17 protein-coding genes and 1 pseudogene are annotated in these 16,769 nt (G+C 72.7%); 7 read left to right on the top strand and 11 right to left on the bottom strand.

What is annotated here, in order from left to right:
- Positions 1-7: 7 nt before the first annotated feature.
- The 3 genes from ACQEV8_RS36425 to ACQEV8_RS36415 all read right to left on the bottom strand — a co-directional run bounded on the left by ACQEV8_RS36425 (position 8) and on the right by ACQEV8_RS36415 (position 3,143).
- Positions 8-436 (bottom strand): OsmC family peroxiredoxin, encoded by a 429-nt coding sequence (locus ACQEV8_RS36425; protein ID WP_382486709.1) that lies wholly within the window; start codon positions 434-436, stop codon positions 8-10.
- Positions 437-538: 102 nt separating this feature from the next.
- Positions 539-2,608: a phage holin family protein gene (locus tag ACQEV8_RS36420; RefSeq protein ID WP_432973253.1), complete on the bottom strand. Its 2,070-nt coding sequence runs from the start codon at positions 2,606-2,608 to the stop codon at positions 539-541.
- A 133-nt stretch (positions 2,609-2,741) separates the two neighbouring features.
- Positions 2,742-3,143: a hypothetical protein gene (locus ACQEV8_RS36415; RefSeq protein WP_432969233.1), complete on the bottom strand. Its 402-nt coding sequence runs from the start codon at positions 3,141-3,143 to the stop codon at positions 2,742-2,744.
- Between the two features lie 82 nt (positions 3,144-3,225).
- Between ACQEV8_RS36415 and ACQEV8_RS36410 the strand changes: the two genes are divergently transcribed.
- On the top strand, positions 3,226-3,999 hold the full coding sequence (locus ACQEV8_RS36410; RefSeq protein ID WP_432969230.1) for an MBL fold metallo-hydrolase: 774 nt from the start codon (positions 3,226-3,228) through the stop codon (positions 3,997-3,999).
- A 35-nt stretch (positions 4,000-4,034) separates the two neighbouring features.
- Positions 4,035-4,648 (top strand): annotated as a pseudogene (locus ACQEV8_RS36405) (DedA family protein).
- Between the two features lie 75 nt (positions 4,649-4,723).
- Here the strand turns inward: ACQEV8_RS36405 and ACQEV8_RS36400 are convergent.
- The 5 genes from ACQEV8_RS36400 to ACQEV8_RS36380 all read right to left on the bottom strand — a co-directional run bounded on the left by ACQEV8_RS36400 (position 4,724) and on the right by ACQEV8_RS36380 (position 9,245).
- Entirely contained in the window at positions 4,724-5,779 is a 1,056-nt protein-coding gene (locus tag ACQEV8_RS36400) for an MBL fold metallo-hydrolase (RefSeq protein WP_432969227.1), read from the bottom strand.
- The gene (locus ACQEV8_RS36395) at positions 5,776-7,020 is read right to left on the bottom strand and encodes an aminotransferase class I/II-fold pyridoxal phosphate-dependent enzyme (protein WP_432969224.1); all 1,245 of its coding nucleotides are present in this window, start codon (positions 7,018-7,020) and stop codon (positions 5,776-5,778) included. Before ACQEV8_RS36395 ends, ACQEV8_RS36400 begins: the two co-directional genes overlap by 4 nt.
- A 192-nt stretch (positions 7,021-7,212) precedes the next feature.
- Entirely contained in the window at positions 7,213-7,896 is a 684-nt protein-coding gene (locus tag ACQEV8_RS36390; protein WP_432969221.1) for a hypothetical protein, read from the bottom strand.
- Positions 7,897-8,024: 128 nt separating this feature from the next.
- Positions 8,025-8,819: an RNA polymerase sigma factor SigF gene (locus ACQEV8_RS36385; protein WP_432969218.1), complete on the bottom strand. Its 795-nt coding sequence runs from the start codon at positions 8,817-8,819 to the stop codon at positions 8,025-8,027.
- Between the two features lie 234 nt (positions 8,820-9,053).
- Positions 9,054-9,245 (bottom strand): hypothetical protein, encoded by a 192-nt coding sequence (locus ACQEV8_RS36380; RefSeq protein ID WP_432969215.1) that lies wholly within the window; start codon positions 9,243-9,245, stop codon positions 9,054-9,056.
- A 158-nt stretch (positions 9,246-9,403) separates the two neighbouring features.
- On the opposite strand from ACQEV8_RS36380, the gene ACQEV8_RS36375 reads away from it, so the two are divergent.
- The 3 genes from ACQEV8_RS36375 (at position 9,404) to ACQEV8_RS36365 (ending at position 10,938) form a co-directional block, all read left to right on the top strand.
- Positions 9,404-9,805, top strand: coding sequence for a DUF2795 domain-containing protein (locus tag ACQEV8_RS36375; RefSeq protein WP_432969212.1), 402 nt, complete (start codon positions 9,404-9,406; stop codon positions 9,803-9,805).
- An 82-nt stretch (positions 9,806-9,887) separates the two neighbouring features.
- On the top strand, positions 9,888-10,319 hold the full coding sequence (locus tag ACQEV8_RS36370) for a CBS domain-containing protein (protein WP_432969209.1): 432 nt from the start codon (positions 9,888-9,890) through the stop codon (positions 10,317-10,319).
- A gap of 76 nt (positions 10,320-10,395) precedes the next feature.
- The gene (locus ACQEV8_RS36365) at positions 10,396-10,938 is read left to right on the top strand and encodes a type 1 glutamine amidotransferase domain-containing protein (protein ID WP_432969206.1); all 543 of its coding nucleotides are present in this window, start codon (positions 10,396-10,398) and stop codon (positions 10,936-10,938) included.
- 37 nt (positions 10,939-10,975) lie between these two features.
- On the opposite strand, the gene ACQEV8_RS36360 is transcribed toward ACQEV8_RS36365, so the two are convergent.
- On the bottom strand, positions 10,976-11,233 hold the full coding sequence (locus ACQEV8_RS36360; RefSeq protein WP_432973250.1) for a DUF6158 family protein: 258 nt from the start codon (positions 11,231-11,233) through the stop codon (positions 10,976-10,978).
- 94 nt (positions 11,234-11,327) lie between these two features.
- Here ACQEV8_RS36360 and ACQEV8_RS36355 point away from each other — a divergent pair, with 94 nt between their 5' ends.
- The gene (locus tag ACQEV8_RS36355; RefSeq protein ID WP_432969203.1) at positions 11,328-12,428 is read left to right on the top strand and encodes a Vms1/Ankzf1 family peptidyl-tRNA hydrolase; all 1,101 of its coding nucleotides are present in this window, start codon (positions 11,328-11,330) and stop codon (positions 12,426-12,428) included.
- A gap of 117 nt (positions 12,429-12,545) precedes the next feature.
- On the opposite strand, the gene ACQEV8_RS36350 is transcribed toward ACQEV8_RS36355, so the two are convergent.
- Positions 12,546-14,165: an ABC-F family ATP-binding cassette domain-containing protein gene (locus ACQEV8_RS36350; protein ID WP_432969200.1), complete on the bottom strand. Its 1,620-nt coding sequence runs from the start codon at positions 14,163-14,165 to the stop codon at positions 12,546-12,548.
- A 66-nt stretch (positions 14,166-14,231) separates the two neighbouring features.
- Positions 14,232-15,143 (bottom strand): LysR family transcriptional regulator, encoded by a 912-nt coding sequence (locus ACQEV8_RS36345; protein ID WP_432969197.1) that lies wholly within the window; start codon positions 15,141-15,143, stop codon positions 14,232-14,234.
- A 148-nt stretch (positions 15,144-15,291) separates the two neighbouring features.
- Between ACQEV8_RS36345 and aspA the strand changes: the two genes are divergently transcribed.
- Entirely contained in the window at positions 15,292-16,692 is a 1,401-nt protein-coding gene (gene aspA, locus ACQEV8_RS36340; RefSeq protein ID WP_432969194.1) for an aspartate ammonia-lyase, read from the top strand.
- Positions 16,693-16,769: the final 77 nt, after the last annotated feature.

The raw sequence follows: 16,769 nt of genomic DNA, 5'->3' as shown, positions 1-16,769 counted from the left end.
TGTCCGGTCAGGCGAGCTTGGCGGTCAGCGTGATGGGCGTGGCCTTCAGCGCCTGGCTGACGGGGCAGCCGACCTTGGCCTCCTCGGCGGCGGCGAGGAAGGCCGCCTCCTCGATGCCGGGGACGGTGCCCTCGACGGTGAGGTGGATGCCGGTGATGCCCTCACCGGGCTGGAAGGAGACGTCGGCGGAGGTGATGAGCTTGGTGGGCGGCGTCCCGGCCTTGTTCAGGATGTTGGAGAAGGCCATGGAGTAGCAGCTGGAGTGGGCGGCGGCGATCAGCTCCTCGGGGCTGGTCTTCCCGTTCGCCTCCTGGGCGCGCGACGCCCACGTGACCGGCTGCTCGCCGATCGCACCGGAGGTGTCGAAGGTGACGACGCCGTTGCCCTCGAGCAGGCTGCCTTCCCAGACGGTGTGTGCGGAGCGCGTGGTAGCCACGGTTCTTCCTTTCGCGTACGGACTCGCGGTGGGGCCCGTTCCCGGGTCCCGTACCCCCATCCGATCACACCCGTGGCGCGGCGTCCTCGCACGCGCCGGATTTCAGGCCGCGCGTTCCTCGCTGCTCTCCAGCGGCACCTGAGGGCCGTTCGACTCGCGCAGCCAGCGGCCCAGGACGCGGTGGACGTGTTCGGCGCCGACGAGTTCCGCCCCGTCCGCCACCGGCGCGGTGAGGACGAGCGGGGACATCAGGAAGGGCCTGCCCTGGGCGCCGCCGAGGCCGCCGTGGGAGCCGATCTGCTCCTCGAAGGCGAGGACTTCGCCGTCGGCCGGGTCGTGGAAGGAGTTGACCATGATGTCGGCGGTGTGCGGGAAGGAGTGCGTACGGCGCACCGCGTCGGCCGCGCCCGGCCCGAACGCGGCGAGCGGGCCCGGGTCGTCGTCGAGGTCTGCGAGCGGGATCTCGGCGCCGTTCGCGCCGAGGACGACTCCGCCGTGCTTGTCGCTGCGGACCAGCAGGAAGCCGACGCCGGGGTGGTTGGCGAGGGTCGGCAGCAGCGCGGGGTGGCGGGCGTCGATCTCCTCCTTGCTCATCCGGTGCGTGACGTCCGGGAAGGAGACCAGTCCGAGGTTGCCGGAGGCCAGCACGATCGGCTCCGGGCGGCGCGCGGGGCGGTGCCGCTCGCCGCCCTCCTCGACCGGGATGCGCAGGGCGGCACGCACGGCGGCGCGGGCCTCCGTCCCGCTGCGGGTGCGCTCCGCCTTGCGCGGCACGGGCAGTCCGCAGCCGGCCCGTACCAGGTCGCCGAGGGTGAGGCCGTAGCGGGAGCGGAAGGTCTCGCCGGGGCTCTGGCCGTGGTCGGACAGCACGACGATCCGGTACGGGCGCGGGGCGTGCTCGGCGACGTTCTCGATCAGGGCGAGCGACCGGTCGAGCTTCTCCAGGACCTTCTGCGCGTCGCGGCTCGCCGGGCCGGAGTGGTGGGCGACCTCGTCGTAGGCCACCAGGTCGGCGTAGACGGCGGTGCGGCCGACGAGCATGTCGCCCGTCACCGAGGCGACGACGACGTCCCGCTCGACGACCGTCGCGAAGGCACGGACGAAGGGATAGAGGCCCGCACGGGAGACCCTCGGGCGCTGCTTGCGGAGGCGGGCCCGGGTGGACTGGCCGATCTCCCGGCCGACGTCGGCGACGAAGGACAGGGCGGTGCGCACGGCGTTGGCCGGATCCGAGAAATAGGCGAAGTATCCCGCCCGGGAGCGGTTCTCGCGGCTGCGGCGTCGGGTGGCGATGGACAGCACGAGGGCCTGCTGTTCGGCGCCGCCGCTGAACAGGTTGCCGCGGCTGGCGCCGTCGACGGTGAGCAGACCGCCGTGTCCGGCGTATCCGACGGCGCGGCGCTGGAGTTCGGCGGCGCTGGTCGGGCGGTTGCAGACCACCACCTCGCGGGTGTCCTTCTCGTACCAGCGGAACGCGGGGACGTCGTGGTTGCTGCCGTGCAGGATGCCGAGCTGGCTGGCGCCGGTCTGGCTGGACCAGTCGGTGCGCCAGGGGGTGAGGCGGTGGGTGGAGCGGCCGCCGTCGCCGAAGTCGAGCCAGCGGGCGACGGTGGGCATCAGGCCCTTGGCCACCGCGTCGAGCAGGACGTCATGGCCGACGCCGTCGAGCTGGAGGAACACCGTGCCGGGGCTGGAGGGGCTGGGCGGTCCTGACCGGCGGCGGCGATCGGAGAGGCGGTACAGCCTGCGGCGGTAGGCGTCGTCGTCGCGCACGGCCAGGGCGGCGCCGGTGGCGGACGCCACGGCGGACATCACGGCGGCGACCACGACGGCGGTCTCCGGGGCGGCGGCACCGCGCTCGGCGGGGTTGAGTCTCAGGGCGAGCAGCAGCAGCGCGCCGTTCAGGAAGAACACCAGCAGCCCGAGCACGAGCGCCGGTACGAGGAGCAGGAGCCGGACGAGCAGCGGCCAGACCACCGCCGACAGCAGACCGAAGGCGCCGGCGCCGAAAGCCGCCGTGACAGCGATGTCGGTGGCGCTGTCGCCGTCCGCGGACCGGAGCCGGAAGTCCGGCAGGATCCCCGCGAGCAGCAGCAGGGTGACGGTGGAGACCGCCCACACGGCGACGCTCCGCCCGACCTGACTGGCGACCCGCCGCCACCGCACGCCCAGCCACCTCACGTCCCGGCCCGCCGCCGCGGGCTCTTCCCCACCCTGTCACAACGCCCGGGGGACGCCTTCTGTCCCTCGAACCGCCCCGTGAAACCCCCAGCGGACCGAGGTCACGCCTTTCGACGCGGCCGGGTCAGCGTCCGTCGTAGCCCGCCGTCGGCATCGACAGCCGGCGGTGCACGCACGCCTTCATCGCCGCGTCGTACGCCGGCTCCGCGTGCCCCACCGTCTCGACGCGCACCCCGCGCTTCGCGCATTCCGCCGTGAACTCCTCGACGGAGGCGAGTGCCCTCTCCAGGACCCGCCGGCTGGGCGCCACGAACAGGTCGAGGCCGGGCCGGACGCCGTCCCAGAGGGCGCCGTGGTCGGGACGGAGCCCGCGGACCAGTAACTCCCGGCTGACCACGTAGCCCCGCTCGGCGGCCCAGCGGGCGCACATCGCGTGCTGACTGCGGGAGTCGACCAGGAACGGATCGTCGTCCAGCTCCTCCAGCGGCGTCAGACTCGCGATCGCCGTGACCCGGACCGGCACCATGGCGTCCCCCTCACCTCCGGTTTCGCCGCCGACCCTACTCCTGCCCGTAGGCTTCGGGGAGTCGCGCGAAGGAGGCAAAGAAGTGCCGGTGGAGATCACCTGGTGGGGTCACGCCACTTGCACCGTCGAGGACTCGAACGTACGCGTGCTCACCGATCCCCTGTTCGCACGCCGGCTCGCGCACCTGCGGCGCCGGCGCGGAGCCCTGCCGCCGACCGGCGCCTGTGACGCGGACGTGGCGCTGGTCTCGCATCTGCACGCCGACCATCTGCATGTGCCCTCGCTGATGCGGCTCGCTCCGGGCACACGCCTGCTCGTGCCCCGGGGCGCGCGCCGAGCGGTGCCCGGACTGCGCCGGCTCACGCACCTGCGGGTGAGCGAGGTGGCGCCCGGGGACGAGACCCCGGTCGGTGACATCGTCGTACGGGCCGTGCCCGCGCGGCACGACGGGCGCCGGCTGCCGCTCGGACCGCACCGCGCCCCCGCGCTCGGCTACGTCATAGCCGGCGAGGCCCGGACGTACTTCGCCGGGGACACCGGGCTGTTCGACACGATGGCCGAGGAGGTCGGACCGGTCGAGGTGGCGCTGCTGCCGGTCGGCGGCTGGGGACCTTACCTGGGCGAGGGGCATCTGGACGCAGGACGGGCGGCGCAGGCGCTGGCACGGCTCGCGCCGTGCAGTGCGGTGCCGGTGCACTACGGCACGTACTGGCCGATCGGGATGGACGCCGTGCGCCCCCATGAGTTCCACGCGCCCGGCGACGAGTTCGTACGGCTGGCGGCCAGGAGCGCCCCCGGTGTGGCGGTGCACCGGCTCGGGCACGGGGAGAGCGTGAGCCTGAAGGTCGCGCGGTGACCTGGAGCGCGCCCGTGGCGCAGGCCGGTCTGCCCCTGCTGGCGGCGTCGGCCGTCACCCCGGCGGCCATCGTGCCGACGTCCACCCAGCAGGCGGTCGGCTATCCGACGCTCTTCCTGCTGGTGCTGGCCGGGGCGCTGGTGCCGGTGATTCCGACGGGGGCGCTGGTGAGTTCGGCGGCCGTGGTCGCCTTTCACCAGACGTCGCCGCTCTCGCTGGCGATGGTGTTCCTGACGGCGTCGGTGGCGGCGTTCCTCGGGGACGCGACGCTGTACTGGCTCGGGCGACGAGGGCTGAGGTCGAAGAACGGCTCGCGCTGGCTGGAGGCGATCCGGGCGCGGGCGCCGGAGGACCGGCTGGCTCAGGCGCAGGAGAAACTCGCCGCGCACGGTGTCGCGGTGCTGGTGCTGTCCCGGCTGGTGCCGGCGGGGCGTATCCCGGTGATGCTGGCCTGTCTGCTGGCGGAGTGGCCGCTGCGGCGGTTCTCCCGGGGGAATCTGCCGGCGTGTCTGGCGTGGGCCGTGACGTACCAGTTGATCGGGATTCTCGGGGGTCGCTGTTCGATGAGCCGTGGGAGGGCGTGGTGGCGGCGATCGGGCTGACCTTGGTGATCAGCGCGGTGCCGAGTGTTGTGCGGCGGGTTCGATAACGCCGTAGGGGTTGTGGTTGTTCTCGGGGTGCGGGTGGTGTGTGGTTGATCGCGCGGTTCCCCGCTCCCCTTGGTTTACTGCAGCACTCTTGAAGCGCCTACGGGCATGTCCCAGAGGTCTTCTCGGGGCAGGCCCGCCTTCTCCCAGGCCGCTCGTACGCGCGTCAGCGGCTCCAGGACCGGCTCCGCCGACAGGACGAAGGTCGCCCAGTGCATGGGGGCCATCCGCCGGGCGCCCAGGTCCTGGGTGGCCCGGACCGCTTCCTCCGGGTCGCAGTGGACGTCGCTGAGCCACCAGCGCGGGTCGTAGGCGCCGATGGGGAGGAGGGCGAGGTCGATGCCGGTGTAGCGGCGGCCGATGCGGGAGAACCAGTGGCCGTAGCCGGTGTCGCCGGCGAAGTAGACGCGCTGTCCCTCCCGGTCGGTGAGCACCCAGCCGCCCCACAGGCTGTGGCAGGTGTCGGTGAGGGTGCGCTTGGACCAGTGGTGTGACGGGACGAAGTCGAAGCGGACGCCGTCCAGTTCGGCCGCTTCCCACCAGTCGAGTTCCGTGACGCGGGTGAAGCGGCGGCGGTGGAACCAGCGGGCGAGTCCGGCCGGGACGAACACGGGGGTGTCGCGCGGGAGCCGGCGCAGGGTGGGGGCGTCCAGGTGGTCGTAGTGGTTGTGGCTGATGACGACGGCGTCGACGCGTGGCAGCTCTTCCCAGGGGACGCCCACGGGGGTGATGCGGGCGGGGGTGCCGAGGATCCGGCGGGACCAGACCGGGTCGGTGAGGACCGTGAGGCCGCCGACGCGCAGCACCCAACTGGCGTGCCCCGCCCAGGTGACGGCGATCGTGCGGGCGTCTACGCGGGGCAGCGGGCCGGGGGCGTAGGGGAGCCGGGGAATGCCGGCGAGGCCTTCGGAGCTCGGTCTCACAAAGCCTTCGCGGGCGAAGCGGGCGATGGCCTTCAGTCCGGGGAGCGGGGCCGTCAGCCGGTCGTGGAAGGTGCGCGGCCACACTCTCCGCTCGGCCAGCGGCCGGGGTTCGGCCAGGGGCGGGTACGGGGGCGCGAGCGGGGACGGGAGTGCCGGGTCGCCGGCTTCCTGGGTGGTCGTACCGGTGGTCGACTCGGACTGCTGCGTCATCGAGGAGGCTCCCATCGCTGAGCTTCGTCGCGGAGTTCGTCGAAGACCGACTTCAGCCGGAGCAACGCGCGTCGCACGTGCGGCAGTTCCGACGGTGCGGGTGAGGTGAGGCATTCCGCGCGTTCCGGGTCGGAGGCGGGCAGCAGTGCGCCGGTGGACAGCCGCACGCGCGGGGCTTCGAGGTCGTCGCCGAAGCGGTGGCCGCCCGGCGCGGGCATGCCGAGTCGGGCGGAGAGGAAGTCCTCCAGTTCCTGTGCGTCGCCCACGCCGTGCGCGGTCAGCGCGGGACGCAGCGGGGCGAGGTCCACGTACAGGTGCCGGCCGGCCCGCGGGGGCCGGGAGAGGGCACCGGCGGCGACGGCGGAGTGCGCCGCGGCGGCCACGTGCGCGTGCAGGCGCACGGTGGCGGCCACGCGCTCCGTGACCGGGGCCGGTTCGGCCAGGGCGTACCCGGCCGCCGCGGCGACCGGGGCGGCGACGCGGGCGTCGAGCGCGGTGAGGACATCGAGCACACGCGCGTGGAGGCCGTCGCCGTCCTCTCCGGCCGGGAAGCGGGCCACAGCGGCGGGCCAGCCGGGCGGGAGCAGGGAACCGGCCAGGTCGGTGACGACGGTGACCCGGTCGGGCAGCATCTCGGCGGGGCTGAGCAGCACGGTGTCGTGCGGGTCGTGCAGGGTGTCGCGCCAGGTCTCGTCGCTGACCAGATGCAGGCCCTCCCCCTGGGCGGCCTCGACGGTCTCGTGCAGCAGTTCGGGAGGGGCGACGGTCGCGGTGGGGTCGTCGGCGACGGACAGCACCAGCAGGCGCGGGTCACCGCCCTCGGCGCGGACCCGGCGCACGGTCTCCAGCAGGGCGTACGGATCGGGGACGCCGCCGCTCTCGGGCGGGGTCGGCACATGGAAGGCGGGCCGCCCCAGCAGACGTGCGTACGGCGCCCACCAGGCCGCGCAGGGCCTCGGCACCAGGACGTCACCGCCGAGTGCGGCGGTCAGTGCGAGCAGCAGGGAGGGTGCGCCGGGGCCGGCGGCCGCGCGGTCGGGGGCGCAGTGCAGTCCGCGCCGGTCCCAGTAGCCGCAGGCGGCCTCCCGCAGCGCGGGGCCGCCGCCGACCGGTTCGTGGTCGCCGCGGGACGCCGCCGCGGCGAGCACCGCGGACAGCTCCGGCAGGACCGGCAGGCCGTCCTCGGGGAGCGGGGGCCCGAACCGGACGGGGCCGTGGCCTTGCGGGTCCGTCCGCCGCATCCGTACCTCCGCAGTGCCTGGTGCCGCCGTGTTCTGGTGATCCGTACGGTGCGGCTCGTGCCCTCGGCCACCGAGTACCCAGGGTGCCGCCGCACCATGGGCGCCCCGCCGGGTTGTGACGGTCACAGCATGAGCGGGCCGGGCCGGGGAAGCGGGGCCCTTCCGGGGGCGCCGGGGAACGGTCCGGGCAGGTCAGCGGTAGGGGTCGCTCTTCCGGTCGCGCAGCCGGTGCGCGGCGGCGCCGAACGCGCCCGCGATCAGCAGTCCGCCCGCGACCAGGGCCGGCACGGAGTCGGTGAAGGCACCGCCGTCACCGGCCCGTACCCCGCGCTGGATCACCGCCCCGCCGCACTCGGTGTCGTGGGGGTGGTGCGATTCGTGACGCGGTTCGGGGCACGGCTTGTGGGTGGGCCGGTGCGTGGGCTCGTGGGTCGGCTTGTGGTGGCCACCGCCGCCGTGGGCCACCGTGAACGTCGCGCTCCACTCCTTGCCCTCCCCGCCTGGAGCGGCCGGACAGGTGCCGTCGACGGTCCACGCCGAGTCCTCGCCGAGGGCGTCCGGGTCGCCCTCGAAGTTCTCGGCGGACGCGATGCGGGCCGTGCCCCGGTAGGCGGGCCCGGACACCTTGTCGTCGTTGCCGGTGACCCGGCGCAGCGGGACCGTGCCGTCGTCGAAGGCCTGCGAGGTGGCGTCGATGGTGTCGGGCGGCGGCCCACCGGTCGGATCACAGCTGACCGAGACGGTGAGCGTCCCCCCGGGCTCGACGGTGGCGGGACTGACCTCGGCGGCGGGTTCGGCGACCACCGTGGGGGCGAACCCCACCAGGGCGGACCCGGCGAGAACAGCGACGGACAGGGCCTGGAGGGTGCGGCGCATGGCGCGAACTCCTTCGGCGACGACAGAGAAAGCCCCTCCGCCATCACAGCCCGCTCACCGCGTCACCGCGCGCGGCCGACCCCCATTAGCGGGACGGCACGCGCCAACCGGGTGAACCGCGACCCGCTCTACACGACATCCCGCATCACCTGCTCCCGCACCCGCCCACAGCACCGGCTGATCAGCCGCGACACGTGCATCTGCGAAATCCCCAGCTCCTCGGCGATCCGGCTCTGCGTCATGTCGGAGAAGAACCGCATGTAGAGAATCGCCCGCTCCCGCTCCGGCAGCGCGGCCAGCCCGTCCTTCACCGCCTCGCGGTCCACGACCGTGTCCAGCGCGGGATCCGGCGACCCGAGCGCGTCGCTCAGGGAGTACCCGTCCTCGCTGCCGGGCAGCTCCGCGTCCAGGGACAGGGCCGTGAAGCTCTCCAGCGCCTCCAGGCCGGTCTTGACGTCCTCCTCGCTCAGCTTCGCGTGCTCGGCGATCTCTGCCACGGTGGGCCGGCGGCCGGAGATGGTCTGGGACAGGTCCTGCGAGGCGAACCGGACACGGTTGCGCAGCTCCTGGACTCTGCGGGGTACGTGCAGGGTCCACATGTGGTCACGGAAGTGGCGCTTGATCTCGCCGGTGACGGTGGGCACGGCATAGCTCTCGAAGGCGTTGCCGAGTTCGGGGTCGTACCGGTCCACGGCCTTGACCAGGCCGAGGGCCGCGACCTGGCGCAGATCGTCCAGGCTCTCGCCGCGGCTGCGGAAGCGCCCGGCGATGCGGTCCGCCATGGGCAGCCAGGCCTCGACGATCTCGTCGCGGAGCGCGTCGCGTTCCGGGCCGGCGGGGAGGGCGGCGAGCCTGCGAAAGGCCTCGCCGGTGTCGGGGGCGTCGTCGTGGGGGTGCTGCTTGGTACGCGTCTGAGTCGCCATGATGCGTCGCAATTCCCTTGCCGGTGCTCTGGGTTGGACGGTCACCGTGGGAGCGCATCCGCTGCGGGACAGGGGCGCCGGTGGCGACGCTTCACGCCGCTCCCACGGACGTGCCTCCTGTCCGAAGCACTGAGGTGCGCCTGCCCCCGGCCCTCACACACAAACCCGGAGAGCTTTTCCGCCGTCGCGCAGGGTGACCCGACGCGGACCGGCGAGCGACGGCCGAGCAGGACTTCAAGGCGAGGACGCGGGAGTTGCCGCCGGTACGGGAGAAGGAGCGGCGGCCGCGGAAGCGGGGGGTACGGGTACGCCGACGGGTTCCCGCCGGCCTGCGTTCTCCTGCGGCAGCAGCAGTTCCTCGTACCGGCCCAGCACGAGCACCACTCCGAGCATGAGCAGCGGGATGAGCACAGCGAGCATCGCCATGGCGTGTCCTTCCCCAGGGAGAGGTGGGGGGTGTGATCCGGGTCTCCCTGAGGCCGTGGCGCAAACCGGAGCGGGTGTGGCGATCCGGTGTGCCTAGCCCGTGTCGGCTTCCGGTGTTCGGGTACGCGGTGCGGACCCCCGAAGGTCTGGAGGGAGACATGCAGCGAGGCAGCGACCGGCTGAGCGTCCACCGGGACGACGAGATGAAGCACGAACTGCAGGGTCTGCTCAGGTCCGGGCACCCCACACGCAGTGAGGAGTGGCACGACCCGGAGCCGGCCGCCGAGGACGACCCCGAGGTCGCGTACGGGCCGGTGACACCGAGCCGTGCGCCGACGTCCCTGGATTCGGTGCGGCTGGACCTGGCCCGGATCCTGGGCCGCAAGGCGTTCCCCGCCAGTTCACGTGAGCTGGCCCGCGAGCTGCGCGGCCACCAGGCGCCCGACACCCTCGTCGAGGCTCTGGAGCGGCTGCCGCGGCAGGAGCGCTACGGCAACGTACAGGAACTGGCCCAGGCTCTGATCCGGGCCCGCGAGACCGGGCCGGAGGAATACGCGTAGTGACCGAGCCGGGGGTACCGCGGCGCGCCGGCCGGTGCGCCGCGGTACCCCTGCCGACCTGGGAACGGAGAGGGCCCCAGTGATGGCCGAGTTGGTGAAGGACGTGATGACTCCGGGTGTGGTCGCCGTGCGCCCGGACGCCTCGCTCGTCGAGGCGGCACAGTTGATGCGCACGCAGAACATCGGCGACGTGGTGGTCGCCGACGGGCAGGACGTGATCGGAGTGCTCACCGACCGTGACATCGCGGTGCGGGCCGTCGCCGACGGCGCCGATCCGATGACGGTGAGCGCGCGGACCGTGTGCACTCCGGATCCGGTGACGGTCTCACCGGACGACCTGGTGGCGAGCGCCGCCGCGCTGATGCGCGAGCACGCGGTGCGCCGGCTGCCGGTGGTGGAGAACGGGCTGCCGGTCGGCATGGTCAGCCTCGGCGACCTGGCCGAGGCCGAGGACCCCGCGTCGGCGCTCGCCGACATCAGCCGCGCCGAGCCGGACACCCGGGGCGGTGCGTGAGCACGCTCCCGGGCCTCCAGGGCATCCCGGGTCTCAAGGACAAGAGGAACCGTTCCGGGAAAGGACGTTGAACATCATGCGTATCGCGTTTCTGGTCGCGCCCGAGGGCGTCGAGCAGATCGAGCTGACCCGACCGTGGCAGGCGGCGAAGGACGCCGGCCATGAGCCCGTGCTGGTGTCGACCGAGCGGGGGAAGATCCAGGCGTTCGACCACCTCGACAAGGCGGACACCTTTCCCGTGGACGAGGTGGTGGGCGAGAGCGCGCCCGACTCGTTCGGCGGACTGGTGCTGCCCGGCGGTGTGGCCAACCCGGACTTTCTGCGGATGGACGACAAGGCCGTCGCCTTCGTCCGGGACTTCTTCGAGCACGGCCGCCCCGTGGCCGCGATCTGTCACGCGCCCTGGACGCTGGTCGAGGCGGACGTCGTACGGGGCCGGGAGCTGACCTCCTGGCCGAGCCTGCGGACGGACATCCGCAACGCCGGCGGCACCTGGGTGGACCAGCAGGTCAACGTCTGCGACCACGGCGCGGGCAAGCTGGTCACCAGCCGCAAGCCCGACGACCTCAAGGCGTTCTGCGAGACCTTCCTCGACGTGTTCGCCGAGGAGGCCGGCTGACGGCTTCGAGGAAACCGGCCGGCGGCTTCGGGGGGGCTCAGGTGCCGGGGGGCGTGGGAGTCGCCGACTCCCCGCTCCCCCGCTCCCGGGCCCCTTCGCGTGTGCGGCCCGCGGCCACCGGGCGGCTCGGGTTGCGGCGCAGGTACTCGCCCTCGAGCTGCGCCATGCGCTCGTTGTGGGCCCGCAGCGCGTCGTTCGACCCGTACAGCAGCGTGTCGTGGCGCGTGCGGTGGATGGTCTCCAGCTCCTTCATGAGCTGCTGGTCGTCCAGCCGGTCAGGGTCCACTCCGGTCATGGTGTCGCCCCGCTCGTCGTGATTCGTGTCCGCGGTACGGGTACCCGCCCGGTGCAACTGAGCATCACACCCGATCGGCACCCGGGAGGGAGCCATGGATCTCGCCTTTCTGCACCCACTCTACGAACACTCGGGGCCCTGGGCCTCCGTGTACGTCGACACCTCCCGCCACACGGAGGACACGCCTCACGAGCGGCAGCTGACGGCCCAGGCGATGGCCAGGCAGCTGGCGGCGCAGGGCGCGGACGAGGCGACCCGCGGGGCCGTGCAGAACGCGATCGAGGATCTGCGACACTCCTCCGAACCGCACGGCCGGGCCCTCTTCGCCCACGCCGGCGACGTCGTCCTCGACCTGCCGCTGGCCCGCCCACCACAGGCCGGTGACTGGGCCGAATGGGCCCCGCTGCCGCGCGTCACGCCACTGCTGGAGCTGGCCGGCGAGGACCCGGTGTGCGTGGTGGCCTACGTCGACCGCAAGGGCGCGGACTTCGAGCTGCGCAGCGCGCTGAGCCGGGAGGACGCCGGGGGCGTCAGCGGGCGCCGGTGGCCGGTGCACCGGACGGGCTCCGCGGACTGGTCCGAGCGGCATTTCCAGCTGCGGGTGGAGAACACCTGGGAGCACAACGCCGCGGAGATCGCCGACGCGCTCGCCGTGTGCCAGGAGGAGACGCGGGCCGACCTGCTGGTCCTTGTGGGCGACGACCGGGAGCGGCGGTCCGTCCACGACCGGCTGCCGAAGCGGCTGCACGGCCTGGTCGTGGAGGCGCCGCACGGCAGCGGCAGCCGGCTCCTCGACGAGGACGTTGAGAAGGCCCGCGCCGAGCATGTGGCGTGGCAGGCCGAGGCGGAGCTGGAGCGGTTCCGGGCCGGCCGGAACCCGGACGACGAGGGCCGGGCCCGGGCCGTGGAGGGCGTGCCCGCGCTGATCGAGGCGGCGCGGGAGCACCGTATCGACGAGCTGCTGATCAGGCCGAACGGGCCGGACGCGCACCGCGAGGTGTGGATCGGCGAGGATCCGGACCAGGTGGCTGTGCGGCGCACGGATCTGAAGATCCTCGGCGAGCAGCACTCGTGGCCCGCCCGGGCGGATGACGCGTTGATCCGGTCGGCCGTCGCCACGGATGCGCCCGCGCTGGCCGTTGCGGAGGAGGAGGTTCCGGTGGGGGGACTCGGGGCGTTGTTGCGCTGGAAGTGAGCCGGCAGGTGTGGCGCGCCTCATCGCCGTAGGGGCGCTTGCCGCAGTGCGGGCGCGGGTGCGCTGTGGCTGGTCGCGCAGTTCCCCGCGCCCCTGGAAACTAGGTGCCGCAGCCCCCTAGCGGGCGCGTTGCACTCGGCGTTCGTCCCAGACCGGGTCCGGGGTCTCCCGGACCCGGCCGTCGCTGCCGAAGACCAGGTAACGGTCGAAGGAGCGGGCGAACCAGCGGTCGTGCGTGACGGCGAGGACCGTGCCCTCGAAGGCCTCCAGGCCCTCCTGGAGCGCCTCGGCGGACTCCAGGTCGAGGTTGTCGGTCGGCTCGTCGAGCAGCAGCGCCGTCACGCCCTGGAGCTCCAGCAGGAGGATCTGGAACCGGGCCTGCTGGCCGCCGGACAGCCGGTCGAACGTCTGCTCGGCCTGGTTCGTCAGCTCGTAGCGGCGCAGCCGGGACATCGCGGCGCCGCGGTCCTGCGCGTGCTCCTTCCACAGGATGTCGAGGAGCGTGCGGCCCTCCAGCTCCGGGTGGGCGTGAGTCTGCGCGAAGTGGCCGGGTACGACCCGGGCGCCCAGCTTCCACTGCCCCGTGTGCGCCACGTCGCCGCCGGCGAGCAGACGCAGGAAGTGGGACTTGCCGGAGCCGTTCGAGCCGAGGACGGCTACCCGTTCGCCGTAGAAGACCTCCAGGTCGAAGGGTTTCATCAGGCCGGTGAGTTCGAGGTGCTCGCAGGTGACGGCCCGGAGGCCGGTGCGGCCGCCCTTGAGGCGCATCTTGATGTCCTGCTCGCGCGGCGGCTCCGGGGGCGGGCCGGCCTCCTCGAACTTGCGGAGCCTGGTCTGGGCGGCGCGGTAGCGGGAGGCCATGTCCGTGCTGTTCTCGGCTGCTTGACGGAGTGTCAGCACCAGCTTCTTCAGCTGGGCGTGCTTCTCGTCCCAGCGCCTGCGCAACTCCTCGAAGCGGGCGAAGCGGGCCCGGCGGGCGTCGTGGAAGGTGGTGAATCCGCCGCCGTGCACCCAGGCGTCGGCGCCGGCGGGGCCGGGTTCCAGGGAAATGATGCGCTGGGCCGAGCGGGCGAGGAGCTCCCGGTCGTGCGAGACCAGCAGCACGGTCTTGCGGGTCTCCGCGAGCCGCTCCTCCAGCCAGCGTTTGCCGGGTACGTCGAGGTAGTTGTCCGGCTCGTCGAGCAGCAGCACCTCGTCGGTGCCGCGCAGCAGCGCCTCCAGCACGAGCCGCTTCTGCTCGCCGCCGGAGAGGGTGCGGACCTGCCGCCACTGGGCCCTTTCGTACGGGATGCCCAGGGCCGCGGTGGTGCACATGTCCCACAGCGTCTCGGCCTCGTAGCCGCGTGCCTCGGCCCAGTCGGCGAGGGCCTGGGCGTACTTCAGCTGGGCGGCCTCGTCGTCGACGGTCATGATGGCGTGCTCGGCGGCGTCGACAACCCGGGCCGCCTCGCGGATGCGGGGCGTGGCTACGGACACGAGCAGGTCACGTACGGTCGTCTCGTCGCGTACGGATCCGACGAACTGCCGCATCACACCGAGACCGCCGCCGACGGTGACGGAACCGCCGTGCGGCTTCAGCTCACCGGCGAGCATGCGGAGCAGGGTGGTCTTCCCCGCACCGTTGGGCCCCACGAGGGCCACGACGGCCCCCTCCCCCACCCGGAACGACACATCACCCAGCAGCGCCCTTCCGTCGGGCAGGTAGTACTCAAGGTGCGCGGCTTCGAGGTGTCCCATGGGCCAGATTCTGGGCGGGACGGCGGAGCCGCGGCAAACTCATTTCCCCGTGACCAGGACCCGTGGTCAAGAGACGAGGGCCGCCGCCTGGTCGCGCAGGGCGCGCAGCGTCAGCTTCAGCAGCGGGTGTCCCTCGCTGCCGCTGCGTACCGCGGTGTACACCCGCCGCGTCGGCCGGCCGCCCCGCACCGGCCGGATCACGGCTCCCTTGAAGGCGATGCCCTGCAACGCCGAGCGAGGGGCGAGCGCCACGCCCGCCCCCGCCGCGACCAGGGCGCACACCGCCCGTGAGTCGTCGGCCAGGCACTCCGCGCGGGGGTCGAAACGAGCCTCCTCACAGGCCCGCATCACGACGTCGTGCACCGGGTTGCCCGGCCACGGCGTGACCCACGGGTCGTCCTTCAGCTCGTCGAGGGCCACGTCCGGGACGTCGGCCAGGGGGTGGCCGGAGGGCAGGACGACATCGAACGGCTCCGCGTACAGCGGCCGGCGCAGCACCTGGTCGGCGTCCAGGCCCGGGGTGTCCCGGTCCTCGACGCCCAGGGCGATGTCGACCGCGCCGTCGACGAGGAGCCTGCGGCTCGCATGCCCCTCGGCGTCCTTGACCCGGATCCGTACCCGGGGAGCGCGTTCGCGCAGCTCGGCCACGGCGGGGGCCACCACCTCGGTGATGGCGCTGGCGAAGGCCGCGATGGTCAGCTCCCCGGCCAGGCCCTCGGAGCAGGCGGCCATGTCGGCCTCGGCCTGTTCCAGCTGGGCCGCGACCTTGGCGGCGTGTGCGGCCAGTACCGCGCCCGTGGGAGTCAGCCGGACGGTACGTCCGCGCCTCTCCAGGAGCAGGTGCCCGACCTCGGCCTCCAGCGCGGCGAGCTGCTGCGAGGCCGCCGACGGCGACAGATAGAGGGCCTGCGCCGCGGCGGTGACGGTGCCGTGCTCGGCCAGCGCCCTGAGCACCCGGAGCCTGCGTGGATCGATCACCCGAGCAGTAGACCAGGAGTGTGCCCGTTCGTGAAGCGGAGCTTCACAGGCATCCCGCGAAATTGCCGATGGATTTAACAAGGACGGCACCGCAGAGTGGTCTCCCGACTCCCCGCACGCCTCCTCCCCGAAGGATTTCGTTGTGCCCATGACCGCCGCCACCCGCTCCGAACACGACCTGCTCGGCGACCGGGATGTCCCCGCCGAGGCGTACTGGGGTGTCCATACGCTGCGTGCCACGGAGAACTTCCCCATCACGGGTATGCCGATCTCCGCGTACCCGCATCTGATCGAGGGTCTGGCCGCCGTGAAGGAGGCGGCGGCCCTGGCGAACGAGGAGCTGGGGCTGCTGGACCCGGAGAAGGCCGCCGCCATCGTCGCGGCCTGCCGTGAGATCCGCGAGGGCAGGCTGCACGAGCAGTTCGTGGTCGATGTCGTGCAGGGCGGTGCCGGGACGTCGACGAACATGAACGCCAACGAGGTCGTGGCCAACCGGGCGCTGGAGCTGCTGGGCCATGCCAAGGGCGAGTACCGGTATCTGCACCCGAACGAGGACGTCAACCTCGGCCAGTCCACCAACGACGTCTACCCGACCGCCGTCAAGATCGCGACGGTGTTCGCGGTGCGCGGGCTGCTCTCGGCGATGTCCGTCCTGCAGGACACCTTCGCCGGCAAGGCCGTCGAGTTCCACGACGTGCTCAAGATGGGCCGTACGCAGTTGCAGGACGCGGTGCCGATGACGCTCGGCCAGGAGTTCTCCGCGTACGCCGTCATGATCGACGAGGACCGCTCCCGTCTCGCCGAGGCCGTCGAGCTGATCCATGAGATCAACCTCGGCGCCACCGCGATCGGCACCGGCCTCAACGCGCATGCCGGATACGCCGAGGCGGCCCGCCGTCATCTGGCCGGGATCACCGGCCTGCCCCTGGTCACCGCCGCCAACCTGGTCGAGGCGACCCAGGACTGCGGTGCCTTCGTGCAGATGTCGGGCGTGCTCAAACGCATCGCGGTCAAACTCTCCAAGAGCTGCAACGACCTGCGGCTGCTGTCCTCCGGGCCGCGCGCCGGCCTGGGCGAGATCAACCTCCCGCCGGTGCAGGCCGGTTCCTCCATCATGCCCGGCAAGGTCAACCCGGTGATCCCCGAGGTCGTCAACCAGGTCGCCTTCGAGGTGATCGGCAACGACGTCACCATCACCATGGCCGCCGAAGCCGGACAGCTCCAGCTCAACGCCTTCGAGCCGATCATCCTGCACTCCCTGTCGGAGTCGATCACCCATCTGCGCGCGGCCTGCCTCACCCTCGCCGAACGCTGCGTGGCCGGCATCACCGCCAACACCGAGGCACTGCGCGCCACCGTCGAGAACTCCATCGGCCTGGTCACCGCCCTCAACCCGCACATCGGCTACACCGCCGCCACCGACATCGCCAAGGAGGCCCTCACCTCCGGCCGGGGCGTGGCCGAACTCGTCCTGGAAAAGGGCCTGTTGCCCGCCGAGACACTCGCGGCACTACTGCGCCCCGAGCAGATCGCCGGTACGGCGGTCTGAGCGGCTCCGCCTCCCCCTCCCGACCGGTCACCCCCCATGCTCATCCCCCCATCAGCTCAGCTATTGGAGCTTCGTAC

It is taken from the genome of Streptomyces sp. CA-179760, from assembly GCF_050937045.1.
Lineage (GTDB): Bacteria > Actinomycetota > Actinomycetes > Streptomycetales > Streptomycetaceae > Streptomyces.
The sequence above is the reverse complement of the archived record's forward strand: the minus strand, read 5'-3'. Positions and strand labels throughout refer to the sequence as shown.